This window comes from Kribbella shirazensis (assembly GCF_011761605.1).
Taxonomy (GTDB): Bacteria; Actinomycetota; Actinomycetes; order Propionibacteriales; family Kribbellaceae; genus Kribbella; species Kribbella shirazensis.
In genome coordinates, this window is sequence record NZ_JAASRO010000001.1 from 7,417,194 (window position 1) to 7,431,465 (window position 14,272).

13 protein-coding genes are annotated in these 14,272 nt (G+C 66.4%); 12 read left to right on the plus strand and 1 reads right to left on the minus strand.

Annotated elements, in window-relative coordinates; genetic code table 11:
- Positions 1–17 precede the first annotated feature (17 nt).
- The 3 genes from BJY22_RS35405 to BJY22_RS35415 are packed head-to-tail and all read left to right on the plus strand — an operon-like array spanning position 18 to position 2,834.
- Positions 18–926 (plus strand): universal stress protein, encoded by a 909-nt coding sequence (locus BJY22_RS35405; protein WP_167215855.1) that lies wholly within the window; start codon positions 18–20, stop codon positions 924–926.
- Positions 923–1,495: a sigma-70 family RNA polymerase sigma factor gene (locus tag BJY22_RS35410; RefSeq protein ID WP_167215857.1), complete on the plus strand. Its 573-nt coding sequence runs from the start codon at positions 923–925 to the stop codon at positions 1,493–1,495. Before BJY22_RS35405 ends, BJY22_RS35410 begins: the two co-directional genes overlap by 4 nt.
- On the plus strand, positions 1,488–2,834 hold the full coding sequence (locus BJY22_RS35415; protein WP_167215859.1) for an NAD(P)/FAD-dependent oxidoreductase: 1,347 nt from the start codon (positions 1,488–1,490) through the stop codon (positions 2,832–2,834). Before BJY22_RS35410 ends, BJY22_RS35415 begins: the two co-directional genes overlap by 8 nt.
- A 7-nt stretch (positions 2,835–2,841) precedes the next feature.
- Here the strand turns inward: BJY22_RS35415 and BJY22_RS35420 are convergent, their stop codons facing one another.
- Entirely contained in the window at positions 2,842–3,912 is a 1,071-nt protein-coding gene (locus BJY22_RS35420; RefSeq protein ID WP_167215861.1) for an SLAC1 family transporter, read from the minus strand.
- A 162-nt stretch (positions 3,913–4,074) separates the two neighbouring features.
- Here BJY22_RS35420 and BJY22_RS35425 point away from each other — a divergent pair, with 162 nt between their 5' ends.
- The 9 genes from BJY22_RS35425 (at position 4,075) to BJY22_RS35465 (ending at position 14,271) form a co-directional block, all read left to right on the plus strand.
- Positions 4,075–4,626: a YceI family protein gene (locus BJY22_RS35425; RefSeq protein ID WP_167215864.1), complete on the plus strand. Its 552-nt coding sequence runs from the start codon at positions 4,075–4,077 to the stop codon at positions 4,624–4,626.
- 7 nt (positions 4,627–4,633) lie between these two features.
- A complete protein-coding gene (locus tag BJY22_RS35430; protein ID WP_167215866.1) occupies positions 4,634–4,969 on the plus strand; it encodes a hypothetical protein in 336 nt (111 codons plus the stop codon).
- Positions 4,970–5,362: 393 nt separating this feature from the next.
- Positions 5,363–6,514, plus strand: coding sequence for a tyrosine-type recombinase/integrase (locus BJY22_RS35435; RefSeq protein WP_202891409.1), 1,152 nt, complete (start codon positions 5,363–5,365; stop codon positions 6,512–6,514).
- 20 nt (positions 6,515–6,534) lie between these two features.
- Positions 6,535–6,864: a helix-turn-helix domain-containing protein gene (locus BJY22_RS35440; protein WP_272955057.1), complete on the plus strand. Its 330-nt coding sequence runs from the start codon at positions 6,535–6,537 to the stop codon at positions 6,862–6,864.
- A gap of 33 nt (positions 6,865–6,897) precedes the next feature.
- Positions 6,898–8,370, plus strand: a complete 1,473-nt coding sequence (locus tag BJY22_RS35445; protein WP_202891411.1) for a hypothetical protein — start codon at positions 6,898–6,900, stop codon at positions 8,368–8,370.
- A gap of 611 nt (positions 8,371–8,981) precedes the next feature.
- Positions 8,982–9,293: a hypothetical protein gene (locus BJY22_RS35450; protein ID WP_167215870.1), complete on the plus strand. Its 312-nt coding sequence runs from the start codon at positions 8,982–8,984 to the stop codon at positions 9,291–9,293.
- Positions 9,294–9,482: 189 nt separating this feature from the next.
- Positions 9,483–11,495 (plus strand): MobF family relaxase, encoded by a 2,013-nt coding sequence (gene mobF / locus BJY22_RS35455; RefSeq protein ID WP_167215872.1) that lies wholly within the window; start codon positions 9,483–9,485, stop codon positions 11,493–11,495.
- Positions 11,496–11,538: 43 nt separating this feature from the next.
- Positions 11,539–12,627: an IS630 family transposase gene (locus BJY22_RS35460; RefSeq protein ID WP_167204589.1), complete on the plus strand. Its 1,089-nt coding sequence runs from the start codon at positions 11,539–11,541 to the stop codon at positions 12,625–12,627.
- 15 nt (positions 12,628–12,642) lie between these two features.
- Positions 12,643–14,271 (plus strand): AAA family ATPase, encoded by a 1,629-nt coding sequence (locus tag BJY22_RS35465; protein ID WP_167215874.1) that lies wholly within the window; start codon positions 12,643–12,645, stop codon positions 14,269–14,271.
- The last annotated feature ends 1 nt before the right edge of the window (position 14,272 follow it).

A 14,272-nucleotide genomic window follows, 5' to 3' on the forward strand; every position in this document is an offset into this window, starting at 1 on the left:
TCCCAAGGGAGCCACCCATGCATCACCGCGAAACCTCGCGCCGCGAAGCGCACCGAACGCCGGCCGCCGTTCTCGCTGCCGTCGGCGGCCCAGCGCACGGACTCGACGCCGTCGCCTGGGCTGCCGCCGAGGCCTCGGCCCGGCACGCACCCCTCCACCTCCTGCACGTGATCCCCTCGGACCCGTTCGGCCCAGACTCCGTCGGGCCGGGCGACGCCGGCGCGTACGACGCCGCGCGGCTCTTCGTCGACAAGGCCGCAGAGCACGCCCGTCGGGTCGCACCGCACCTGTCGATCGCCACACGGATCACCACCGGCGACCCCGCCCGCACGATCGCGCTCGAAGCCGACAATGCCGACCTCGTCGTACTCGGGCGAGAAGCGATCTGCCGGCAGTCCCACCGTTGGAGCAGGTCGCTGACCGTGCAGGTCACCGCCCGGTCCCCGCGCCCCGTCGCGGTAGTCGGCTTCGCCGGGCCACCAGGCAACGGGCGCGCCGCCGGCCGGGTCATCGCCGTGGCGCCCTCATGCCTCGCTCCGAACGCGGCATGGGCCGTCCTCGGAACTGCCTTCAACGCGGCGCACCAACGTGGCGTCGGAATCACGGTGCTTGTCGACGCACCCGGCACCACACGACGAAGCGGCACCAACGTCGACGACCTACTGGCGGCACATCTTCACGCCTTCGCTGACATCGACATGCAACGACAGCGCCTGACCGGTCCGCGCGGATCACTCCTGACACAGGCATCACAAGCTGCCGCGCTCGTCGTGCTCCCGCTGCCTGAGACACGGGTTGCCAGGTGGCGATCGAGATCCGCCATCCGTCGGCTGCTCGAAACCGTCACGGCCACCGTCACCTTCGTTCACGCGCAAGGCGGTCCGCTCCTGGCCCACCGATCAAGTCCTGTTGGCGGCACTCGATGAACAGCTCGCGCACCGTCCCGCCGCATGCGCCGGTGGATACCAACACGCCCTGGGACGACCTGGTGCGGGATCATTTGGCACAGGTATACCGGATCTCCTGCGGCCTGACCCACAATCGTCACGACGCCTGGGACCTCACACAAGATGTTTTCGTCCAGGTCTTCCACAACATCGCGACGTACACACCTCAGAACTTCGACGGCTGGCTGTACCGGATCACAGTGAACCTGTTCCGCTCCCAGGTACGCCGCAACCGGCAAGTCCAACTGCACCAGCTCGGTGAGGATGTCGTCGACCTACACACAACCCGTCAGCGAGGGCCGGACGAACTGCTCGCGGAACGCGTCGTCGACAACGACATCCGTGCCGCCCTGGCGGACCTGCCTTCCCAGTACCGCGTCGCCGTGCTGCTTCGCGACATCGACGGTCTGAGCAACGCGGAGATCGCGACCGTTCTCGACATCAAACGTGGCACCGTGGGCAGCCGGCTGCACCGCGGACATGCACGGCTGCGGGCGGCGCTGGCTCACCGTGCTCCGACAGCACCACAAGGAGTACAGCATGCCTAGGATCCTCATCGTCGGCGGCGGCTACGCCGGCTTCTACACAGCCTGGAAACTCGAGAAGAAGCTCCGATCAGGCGACGCCGAGGTGACTCTCGTCGACCGTCGGCCGTACATGACCTATCAGCCGTTCCTCCCCGAAGTCGTGGCCGGTTCCATCGAAGCACGGCACGCAGCAGTCTCACATCGACGTCATCTGCGCCGCACTCGACTGGTCGCCGGTATGGTCACCGCGATCGACCACGCACATCGTGTGGTCACGGTCAGGCACAACGACGGGCACCGCTTCGAGCTCAGCTACGACGTCATCGTCGTCACTGCGGGGGCCGTCACCAGGAAGTTCGCCGTACCCGGCATCGCCGAGCAGGCAATCGGCCTGAAGAACGTCGAAGAAGCCGTCGCGATCCGGGACCAGCTCTTCACCGCGTTCGACCTTGCCGCCGGGCTGGCGCCCGGCCCACGCCGCCGCAAGCTGCTCACGGTCACCTTCGTCGGCGGCGGATTCACCGGCGTCGAGGGCTTCGGTGAACTGCTGTCACTCGCGACCGCGCTGCTGAAACGCTACCCGGAGATCAACCGCGAGGAGTTGCAGTTCCATCTCGTCGAGGCGACCGGCCGGATACTGCCGGAAGTCACCGACGGTCCGGGACGGTGGGTGGTGCGCTCGCTGGAGCGCCGCGGTGCCCATGTCCATCTGAACACGCAGGTGACCTCAACGGTCGACGGCCACGTCGTCCTGTCCACCGGGGAGGAATTCGATTCCGAGCTGATCGTGTGGGCCACCGGCAACGGGGTCAATCCGGTCATCGGCCGGCACACCGATCTCCCCGTCGACCACCGCGGCCTGGTCGTGGTGCGACCCGATCTGCGCATCGGCACCGAGGAGAACCCCATGCCCGACGCCTGGGCGGCCGGCGACGACGCGGCGGTACCTGACCTCGCGTCGCCTGTGCCGGGGGCGCTCGCCGTACCCAACGCTCAGCACGCTTATCGCCAGGGCAAGCTACTCGCGCGCAACATTTCCCTGGATCTGAAAGGCAAACGGCCGAAGAAGTACCTTCACCGCAGCCTGGGCGCCGTCGCGACCCTTGGCCTCGGCCGCGGCATCTTCCAGTACCGGCGCCTTGTCATCACCGGGTTTCCGGCTTGGCTGATGCACCGGGGTTACCACGTCCTGGCAGTGCCGAGCTGGGAGCGCAAGCTCCGGGTCCTCTCGGTCTGGCTCACCGCCGCTCTGTTCGGCCGCGACATCATCTCGCTCGCCGCTGTCCAACGGCCGCGCGACGCCTTCGTCACCGGCGGCGAACCCTCCATTCCCACCGAGGACAAGTCGCCCACGCCGTGACCGCCTGTCAGCGACGCTCGCGGCCAACTCCGCCAGATCGCCGACTCACGAGCCCTCGAAGGAAGTCACGCAGTGTGCCGCCAAGGATGGCAAGAATCGAGGCCGTGGAGAGCGCGAGGACTACCCACGCAATAGCTTCCCAGCCATCGAACCGGAGACCAGCGCTCCAGCGAACCCCGACGTTCCCGAGCACCGCGAGCGGGAAGGTGAAGACCCAGTGCTGCGAGCTGAAGGGGAGGCGCAGATAGTCGGGCAGGAAGAAGAGCTGTACCAGCAGAGTGAACAACGTGACACCGCCGATGGCCCCCTGCAGATGGTCGACCTCGCCCTCGGTGATCATGAACCATGCCAAGCTGGCAGTTCCGGGAGGCGACAGCAGGATCGACAGCACCGGCTTGAACGGCTGCGGCAGCGGCGTGCCGAAGAACAGCCGGCTGGTGATGACAGCGCCCAGAAGCAGCCAGAAGTACGTTCCGACACCGAACACCGCGATCGCCGCAGAGCGGCCGCCCACAGCGGCCAGGCCGATGCTGGCAATGAACGGGCCCGCCACCACCGGCAGGAAGTAGCCCGGATGCATCGCGTCCTGCTCCAGCGGTGCACTCAGCCAATGCGCCACCAGCGCGGCGGCGTTGATTGCCAGCGCGGCGACGGCGACGTACGTCAGCCACCGCGCAGCCTCGCCCAGACTGGGAGCGTAGTGCGCTATCAACAGGATCGCGATCACCGGGACGTACGCGGTCAGCGGACCGAACAGCGGATGACGCAGATCTACCTTGAAGCCGCCCGAGTCGCGGCGAATCGCGCCGACCACGTACATGCCTGTGAATATCGCCCAGATGACGGCGGAGGCCGCGTACGCCAGATCCGCAGGAGCGGAAGACACGTTCAGATGCCGGACGGCGGCTTCCCACACCCCGCCCAGCCCGGCAAGACCCAGCGGGATCGAGAACAACGCGATAGGCAGTCCGGAACCGGACAGCCTTGCCTCACCGCCAACCGTCGCAGCCATCGGCGGCGGATCTGCACTCGTGGACTTCATCGTGACCTCACTCTCGATCGGCAGTAGGGCCACCATTGCTGCCGGCATCCTCGCTGCGAACCAGTAAGGCACCCTGGCTCCGCCCCTGGCGCACAACCTGGCGAGCTCCCAGTGGCCGGGCCAGTACCTTTCCGGGGCGCGATCATCCGGAACGACACGGCACGCTGAAGCTCAGTCAGTTACAAGGAGGAGAGCATCATGGCGACCGCAACAGCAGAACTCACCGGCGAGTACACCATCGACACCGCCCACAGCCGGGTCGGGTTCGTTGCCAGGCACGCGATGGTGACGAAGGTGCGAGGGGCCTTCAACGAATGGGAGGGCTCGGCCCACATCGACGGGGAGAACCCCGCCAACTCCTCGGCGCGAGTCACGATCCAAGCCAAGAGCATCGACACCCGCAACAGCCAGCGCGACGACCACCTGCGCAGCAACGACTTCCTGGACATGAACGAGCACCCCGAGATCACCTTCACATCGACCGCCGTCGAGCAGATCGGCGACAGCACCTTCCGCATGCTCGGTGATCTGACGGTCCGCGGTGTCACCAGGCCGGTCAGCATCACCTTCGAGTACGTCGGCACAGCCGTAGACCCATACGGCAACCGACGAGTCGGCCTGGAAGGGACAGCGGTCATCAACCGCAAGGACTTCGGCGTGACCTGGAACGCAGCCCTCGAGGGCGGCGGCGTCCTCGTGTCCGAGAAGATCACGCTCGAGATCGAGGTCTCCGCCATCAGGAACGCGTGAGGCGATCATGCACGGGCTGGAGGACATCGCCGTCGCCGACGAGGCCTTGGTCACACCCGACCTGGTGCCCCGGGCGCTGACGGCCGGCGAACTCGTCTACGCCGACGGCGCTACACAGATCTTCGACGCCGACGGCGGAACGACATACGTCGATAACGGACGTCCCACCCGCGGCCGCTGGTACATCGACGAAGACGGCCGCTTCGGATCGTTCTGGCCACCCAGCTACCGCAGCGCCTACGACCTCCGATGGATGGTCGAGGACGGAGCCGTCGTAGGCCTGCGCTTCACCGCCCGCGACGGGACATCCTTTGACGGCCGCTACCTAACTCCGGCGCCGTAGTACCCCAGCAACCGAGGCGCGACGAACTCGTCCAGGGCCTCCGTCCTTGACCTCCTGATCCAGGACATTCGATCAGCCCGTCAGATGGCCGGCGATCGGTACGCCAACCCGTCATCGATTATCCGGCTCCACCCGAACCTGATCCTCGCCGGAGCCCGCTCACGACTTTCCCGCCGAGCCGAGCGGGGCGACCACGGGCACACATCTGGCACTTGAGGCGTGAAGGCCGCGAATCAACTCAGAATTGACCGATTCCGGTAGTGCACGGGGCGAGTGCTTTGCCGGGGTTTCGTGGCGCGCCGGGACTGCGCTGGTGGTGGGGTTGGACGTCCGGGACTGGTAACTTCCGGTTGTCATTGTCGCATCTAAGTTGACGGCCTTTGGGGTGTCTGTGTGAGTGTTCCGGGCTCTGCCCATCTGGTGCTGGCGCCTGGTGTGGTGCATCTGGACGAGCCGTCGGCGGTGTTCGAGGCGATGTTGTCGGGGTGGGCCAGGCAGCAGAAGTCGCGGTTGCTGGCCGATGCCACGATCGAGCCGAGGCTGTCGCTGGTGCGGCGGTTCGGCGAGTTCGCCGGGTCGCATCCGTGGGATTGGACGGCCGGTGATGTGGAGGATTTCACGGCCAGTCTGATGGCGGGTGATGATCGGTTGGCGCCGTCGACGATCCGCGGTTATCACCTGACGTTGCGGCTGTTTTGCGACTACCTGCTGGACGGCCGTTACGGCTGGGTCGGGCAGTGCGAGGAGCGGTTCGGGGCCATCCCGTCGCAGGTTTGCCACGACTACAACACCGCCGCGCACCTGGTCGACTACGAGGGCAGACCCGAACGCCGGCCGTTCACCTATGACGAGTTGCAGACGCTGTTCGACTTCCTCGACTCCCGGGTCGAGGTCGTCGCCGGGTCGGGCCGCAAGGGTGCGTTGGCGGCGATGAGGGACGCGCAGATGGTCAAGACCGCCTACGCGTTCGGGCTGCGGCGACGCGAGTTGTGCTTCCTCGACGTCGCCGACCTGCGCCCGAACCCGCGGATGCCGCAGTGGGGAACCTTCGGTGCGGTGCATGTCCGCTATGCCAAGTCCAGCCGCGGCAGCGCACCCCAGCGACGCACGGTGCTGGCGGTCCCGGAGTTCGACTGGGCGATCGACGGGCTGCGGCAATGGGTCGACCAGGCCCGCCCGCTACTGCGCCCCGGGCCACGCCAGGAGCTGTGGTTGACCGAACGCAACCAGCGGGTGTCGGCCAAGACGATCGACAAAAGGTTCGCGTTCCTGCGCGCCCAGGCAGGGCTTCCGGCCGACCTGACGTTGCACTGCCTGCGGCATTCCTACGTGACTCACCTGATCGAGTTCGGCTACCCCGAGCGGTTCGTCACCGAACAGGTCGGCCACTCCTACGCCTCGACCACGGCGATCTACACCTCGGTGTCCAACGACTTCAAAACCAAGACCCTGCAGGCCGCGCTCCAGCGGGTCTACGGAACAAACACCAGCAACGACGCGCACACCACTAGCCAGGACGACACCGAGGGCCGGGAGGAAGGATGACGATGAGCGAGGGCGTGAGGATGGTGATTCGGTGGAATCTGCGTCAGGTGATGGCCGAGAACGGCATGTTCGCCACGACCGACCTGCTGGAGCCGCTGCATCAGCGAGGTGTCGAACTCTCCCGGCAGATGGTGCATCGGGTCGTCACCAAGACCCCGCAACGGATCAACGTGGACCTGCTCGCGGCGCTGTGTGACATCTTGGACTGCACGCCCAACGATCTGCTTGAGGTGCGTCAGGAACAGATCCGTCAGGCACCCGCGGTCGGCCAGACCGGACCTGATGGAGGGCCTGGAATCGGTGACCTGCGGCCGATCCGTGCACGCGTCCGCCGGCCCGGCGACCGATAACGAGCCAGCAAACGAACAGCAGACGAGCAGCAGATGAGTGAGCCTTCGTGCTTCGACTGCGGCAGCCCTAGCATCCACACCCGGCTGCCACACGCCTGGATCTGCAAGGCCTGTCGCCGGCGGCGCCACTACCACCCCCAACCCTGCCCAGGCTGCGGCACGACCCGCCCACTCGCCTACCGATCCACCAAATCCACAGACCGTGCAGACGACCGCGGCGACGAAAGGATTGTCTGCGCGTCCTGCGCCGGCGCCGAGTCGGTCTTCGCCTGTCACGAGTGCGGTCAAGAAGACCATCCATATGGCGCCACCCGCTGCGCGCGCTGCTTCCTGCGCGAACGGCTCACCGAACTCCTGACCGACCCCGGCACCGGCCAGATCCACACCCGGCTGCGGCCGGTGTTCAACGAACTGGTCACCTCCGAACGGCCTCAGACCGGGATCTGGTGGCTGCGCAAGCAACCCGGCATCGGCCCCCGACTGCTCGGCCAAATGGCCCGCGGTGAGCTCGAGATCAGCCACGGCACCTTCCGCGCACTGCCCTGCGACCGCGCCCACAACTACCTGCGTGAGCTCCTCGCCTCGGTCGGCGTGCTGCCCGCCTACGAGCCACGGATCGAGCGGATCCCGCCCTGGCTCGACCAGAAACTCGGCCCGCTCCCCGCCGATCACGCCGACCTGGTCCGACGCTTCGCCCACTGGCACGTGCTGCGCCACCTCCGCAACATGGCCCGCCAAGGACAGCTCACCAAGACGATGACCGACAGCGCCCGCGACCGCATCTCCGCAGCGATCCGCTTCCTCGCCTATCTCCACGCGCACGGCGCCACCGCGGCCACCGTCACCCAAGAACAGCTCGAGCGCTACCAAATCAGCCACGCCATCAGCCTGGCCTCGGAATACACCTTCATCACCTGGCTGCGCCGCAGCGGCATCAACACTCGCCTGCGCATCCCCTACGTCCCCGCCGGACCACCCACAGTCAACATCTCCGACGAACAGCGCTGGCAGCACGTCGAACGCCTGCTCCACGACCAGACCCTGCGCAGCTACACCCGGCTCGGCGGCCTGTTCACCTTGCTGTTTGCCCAGCCCCTCTCGCGCATCGTTGCCATGCGCACCAGCCAGGTCACCATGCACACCGACGGCCGCGTCGACGTCACGTTCAGCACCATCCCAGTCCAGATGCCCACCGTCGTCGACCAGATCATCCGAGACCACCTGCACCACAGGGGCCAAAGCCTCTACGCCTCCCGCGGCACCCAATGGCTCTTCCCCGGCGGAAAACCAGGACACCACCTCCAGACCGAGAACATCCGCGCCCAACTCGTGGCCATCGGCATCAAACCCTACGAGTCACGCAAAGCCGCACTCTTCCAGCTCGCCGGCGAAATGCCCGCCCCAGTACTCGCAGAACTTCTCGGCATCCCCGACAGCACCGCCGCCGACTGGGCCAAGCTCGCCGCACGCGACTGGACCGGCTACATCGCCGACCGCGCACGCTGACCCGAACTCACCCCGCCCTGAATACGACCCCTCCGCCAACATCTGTCGCCGAAACGATTAGATGAGATCTGGCGACGGTGTGAGACGTGGCGGGTTTCTGACGTTCCTGCTGGTCAGCGGGGACTCGTTCGTCGCGGTTCGGGTGTGACGTTATCGGACTTCGTGCTGGTCGGGAACCGCGATCCTTTGCTGGGCTGAGGTCTTCACAGCGGCTCGTATCTGGTGCGATGATCCCGCATCCGTTGCGGGCGCGTGGAGAGTGGTTCTGTGGTTGATCGCGGGCGGCATCCCGGCCGCAACTGGCCTGATTTTGGTCGATGGGGTATGGCTGTTTCGCCCTGAGCGCAGGTGTTCGAGGCGATGCTGGAGGGCTTCGCGAACCAGCAGCTCGCGAGGAAACTGGCCTACTCGACCGTGCAGGCTCGTGAGCATCATCTGCGCGCTCTCGCCGGTTGTGCGGACGCCTTCCGTGGCTCTGGTCGGCGCATCTGGCCGATCAGTGGTTCAGTGACCAACGCGCGGTGCGGCATGTCGCACGCTCGACCGTGCGCAGCTACTAGGTCGCGAATCGCGGCTTCTGCAGCTACCTGACCGACCCCGCCTACGGCTGGGTGCGCGAGTCCGAACAGTGGTTCGGCTCTCACCGGATCCAGGTGATTCACGAGGTCAACGCGGCCGCGCGCCAGGCCGAGCCGGCACGTCGCGCGTTCACCCGGGACGAGATGCAAGCCCTGTTCGACCACGCCGACGACGAGGTCGCACGCAAACGAGCGCTCGGCCGCAAGGGCTGGCTGCCAGCGCGCGACGATCCTCAAGATCGCCCACGGCTCCGGACCCACCGCACCGAAACGGCGATGCTGGACGCCGCCGATTCCGGCCGCAACCCCGACGGCCCGGAGTTCGGCGAGTACGGCGTCTGCTAGGTCCGGCAGACCTGACACCAAGCAGCAACGCCAAACGTTGAGCACCGACGATTGGCGACAGTCGAATAGGACTCACCGCCGGTCCGGCCCGGTTGCGTGGGACCGATCCAGCCTTGCAGGCCTGCTTCGTTGAGCGGCCATGGAACGTCCAAGGTATCGCACGCGGCGCGCATTGACCGACGTGCAGCCATGCTGAGCATCCATCGGTTGACCGCTGGGGACAGCTACAACTACCTGTTGCGCCATATCGCCTCGGGCGATGTCGACCGCCGTATGGCTACGTCGTTGACGGCGTACTACACCGCGTCCGGATACCCGGCCGGGCGATGGATGGGCAGCGGTCTGAGTGGGCTCGGCGCTGGCCAGCTCGTCCCGGGTAGCGAGGTCACCGAGGAGCAGATGGCGGCGCTCTTCGGCCGCGCTCAGGACCCAATGACCGGTCATCCGCTCGGTCGCCCCTACCCCACTTTCAAGAGCCCGTCAGAACTGATTGAGGACCAGATCCGCGCGCTCGACCCGGGCCTGCGCCAGTCCGAACGGGAGGCCGAGATCGAGCAGATCCGCAGGCGCGAGATGCGTCGGAAGACGCAACAAGCGGTCGCCGGATTCGACCTCACCTTCTCCCCCGTCAAGTCGATTTCAGCCCTCTGGGCGACCACCGATGTAGGCACTCAAGAGCAGATCGTCGCCGCACACCACGAGGCAATCCACGACGTCCTGGAGCTGCTCGAGCAACACGCAGCCTTCACCAGAACCGGCGATCAAGGCGTCGTCCAGCTCGACGTACGCGGCCTGATCGCCGCGGCGTTCGACCACTGGGACACCCGCAGCGGCGACCCCCAACTCCACACCCACGTCGTGGTCGCCAACCGCGTTCAGGGCCTCGACGGCGAGTGGCGCACGCTCGACAGCCGGACTCTGCACCGCGCGATCGTCGCCATGTCGGAGATCCACAACGTCCTCCTCGCCGACAACCTGAGCCGCCGTCTCGGCACGAACTGGGAGCTGCGCGAACGCGGTACCCGACGAAATCCGGCGTTCGAGATCGACGTGATCCCCGACGAACTGATCCACGAGTTCTCGGCGAGAACCGAACAGATCGAGGCCAACCTGACCGCACTTCTCGACGAGCGCGGCGACCAGATCCATCCACCGAGCCGCCGCGAAATGTACGTCCTCCGGCAGCAAGCCACCCTCATGAACCGCCCACCCAAGCACCTGTCCAGGCCGCTCGCAGCCATGATGTCCGAGTGGCGGAGCCGCGCCGACCGGGTCATCGGGTCAGAGGCGTTGGCCGCCATCCAGCGTTCCCTCGATCACTCCGGCGACCGATCCCTGGCCGCCGCCGACCTCAGTCCTGAGACCATCGAGGCCTACGGCGTAGCGACCGTACTCACCATCCAGACCAAGCGCGCGACCTGGAACCGCTGGAACCTCCTGGCCGAAGCCGCGCGCCAGACCCGGATGCTGCGCATCGTCTCGTCCAGTGAGCGGTTCGCCGTACTCGAATCCATCGCCCAATGCGCCGAACGGCACTCGATCAGCCTCAAAGCACCCGACCTCGTCTCAGCGCCCGTGACGCGAGCAGACGGCGAGAGCGTCTTCACGATCCACAACGGCCAGATCTACACCTCACCAGTCATCCTCGGCGCCGAGTCCCTCCTCCTCGAGCTCGCCCGAGACCCGGCAGGTCCGACCATCCCGGCACAGCACAGCGCCGGACTCAGCCCCGACAAGGTTCACGCACTTCACCGGATCGCGACCAGCGGCCAGAAGCTCGAGGCACTGGTCGGGCCCGCCGGAACTGGCAAGACCAGCCTGCTGTCCGCGCTAACCTCCAGCTGGGAGATCGCGTACGGCGAGGGCTCCGTCATCGCGCTAGCACCGTCCTCGGCCGCCGCGACCATCCTGTCCGACGCCATCGGCATGCCGACCGAGAACATCGCGAAATGGATCTACGAATCCGCCGGCCTCGGCGCCGAACAGCGCCGCGGCATGATCAAGCAGACCGAGTACGCCGCCAACCTCGCCCACAGTGACCGACGCAAACGCCGTCATCAACGTCTCACAACCCAGCTGGCAGCGCTGCACGCAGACCACGACCGATGGAACTTCCGTGCCAACCAGCTCGTCATCGTCGACGAGGCGTCCATGGCTAGTGCCTCTCCAAGAAACGTTGGGGTTGTAACCGTGTCGGGTTGACCGGTCCGCTGGTTGGTCTGAAGGCTGGCTGCCGGAGGTGGTCATGGCTCGACAGCCTGAGGTGTTCGTGCGCCAGCTCGAACCGGAGGAAGCGCAGCGTCTGGTGAAGATCACGCGAACCACGAAGGATCGGGTCCGGTTGCGTCGGGCCGGGGTCGTTCTGGCGTCGGCGCAGGGCAGGAGTGCGGCAGATGCGGCGGAGATGTTCGCGATGAAGCCGCAGTATGCGCGGGAGGTGATCCACGCGTTCAACGAGCAGGGGTTCGCGGCGCTGGACCCAAAATGGAGCGGGGGCCGGCCGGCGAGGTTCGGTCCCCCGGTTCGTGAAACGGTCTGCCGGATCGCCAAGACCCCACCGCAGCAACTGGCGCGCCCGTTCACCACGTGGAGCCTGTCGAAGCTGGTCGAGTACCTGGCTGAGCACAAGAGCATCCGGATCAGCACCGAGTCGGTTCGCCAGATCCTTCGCGCGGCAGGCGTCAGGTGGCAGGCGACCAAGACCTGGAAGGCCAGCAAGGACCCGGACTTCACCCAAAAGATGGCCCGCGTCCTGGACCTGTACGACCATCCGCCAGCCGACGGCCGGGTGATCTGTGTTGACGAGTTCGGTCCGCTGAACCTGCAGCCGCGCCCGGGCAGGGGCTGGTTTCCCATCGGACGCCCGGCTCGATTGCGGGCCACCTTCAACCGCACCGGCGGAATCCGGCACATGTTCGCCGCGCTGGATCTGGCCACCGGGCAGATGTTCTACCGGTTCCGCGACCGCAAACGCTTCACCGAGTTCCTCGGCTTCCTCAAGCAACTCCGCGCCCGGTTCCCGGCCGGCAGGCTGTACGTCGTGTGCGACAACTTCTCACCGCACAAGAAGACCGAGGTCGCCACCTGGTGCGCAGACAACCAGATCGAGTTGGTGTTCACGCCGAGCAACGCGTCCTGGCTGAACTGGATCGAGTGCGAGTTCACCGCCCTGCGGTACTTCACCCTCGACGGCAGCGACTACCCCAGCCACACCGCACAGGAGAACGCGATCGCCGGCTACATCCGCTGGAAGAACAAGCGAGCGCAAGCCAAGACACGCTTCGCCATCGACTCCAAGATCCGCCGACCGGATTACCTACCCAACGTTGCTTGATGAGGCACTAGCACCATGGAGCTCGCCACGCTCGCCCGCGCCGCCAACACGGCCGGCGCCAAACTGCTGCTCGTCGGCGACGACGCACAGCTCTCCGCGGCCGACACCGGCGGCGCCTTCCGCCTCATCGCCCGAGACACCGAGGCTGCCGAACTCACCGACGTGTGGCGCTTCAGCAACCCCTGGGAACGCGACGCAAGCCTAGCCCTCCGCGCCGGCGACCTTACCGCCATCGACGCCTACGACGACCACGACCGGCTCACCGCAGGCTCGTCAGAGGCGATGGAAGACGCCGCCTACAAGGCCTGGCTCACCGATACCAACAATGGCCGAACCAGTCTCCTGATCGCCGCGGACAACGCCACCGTCGCGCGGCTTAACGCCCGGGCTCGGCTCGACCGCATCACCACCGGCGAAGTCGAACCCGACGGCATCGAACTCCACAACGGCAACCACGTCGGCCTCGGCGACCACATCGTCACCCGGCTCAACAACCGCCGCCTCCACCACGGCACCGGCAGCCACCAGTTCGTGAAGAACGGCGACCACTGGACCGTCATCCACCGCTGGCCCGATGGCTCCCTCACCGTCCAAAACCCGACCGGCGACACCGTCACCCTCCCCGCCGCCTACGTGCAGGAATCCGTCGAACTCGCCTACGCCACCACCGCCCACCGAGCCCAAGGCACCACGGTCGACACCGCCCACCTCCTCGTGACCGACCACCTCACCCGAGCGCTGATGTACGTCGGCATGACCCGCGGCCGCACCTCGAACCAGGCTTACGTGGCGACCTACCAGAGCACGTCAGACCTCCATGAACCCCATCCCGAGCAGACCATGCAGGACGTCCTCGAAGCCGTCCTCAACGACCCCGGCGTCGAACAATCCGCCCACGAGGTCATGCGCCAAGAACTCGACAACGCCGCCCGCCTCGACCGGCTCATCCCCATCCACGAACACCTCTGCCAACTCGACGCCAAGCACCGCTACCAACCCGCCATCGCCGCCTCCGGCCTCGACCCAGCCGACCAAGCCGCACTCCAAGCCTCACCCGCCTACGGCCCACTCATCGCCGAACTCCGCCGCGCAGAAAGCACCGGTCTCAACATCACCGACCTTCTCCACCGTGCCGTCAATCAGTCGTCACTGACGAATGCCAACGACCTCGCCGCCGTCATCCACAGCAGAGTGGAGCGCCTGACCGCCCGATATTTGCGCCGCGCAGGCCGGAACCCAGGGCTTGTCGTTGGTCTCGTCACCCCAGCCACCCACATCAGCGACCCCTGTCTCATCGCACCGCTCCGCGAGCTCGAGTCGCAGATCCGGCAGCGCGCCGACTGGCTAACCGCGCAGGCCACCGCCGAGAGTCCTGCCTGGTGCTGCGCGCTACTCCGTCAACTCGCCCCAGAGACGATCGGCTCACGCGTGTTACTACGGGACATCGCCGCGTACCGGGAGCGGTACAGCGTCCGCTCAGAATCGATCTTGGGTCCGCTTCCCGCCCCTCTGCAATCCGCCCGCCGTACGCAGTACCTGAAACTCTCGGGCCGTCTATCAGCAGGTTCTACGGACATCGAACCGGTTCTAGTAGGAGATTCCGAAGCGGCCAGTGTCGATCTGGATGACTATCCGCCCAGGTGAT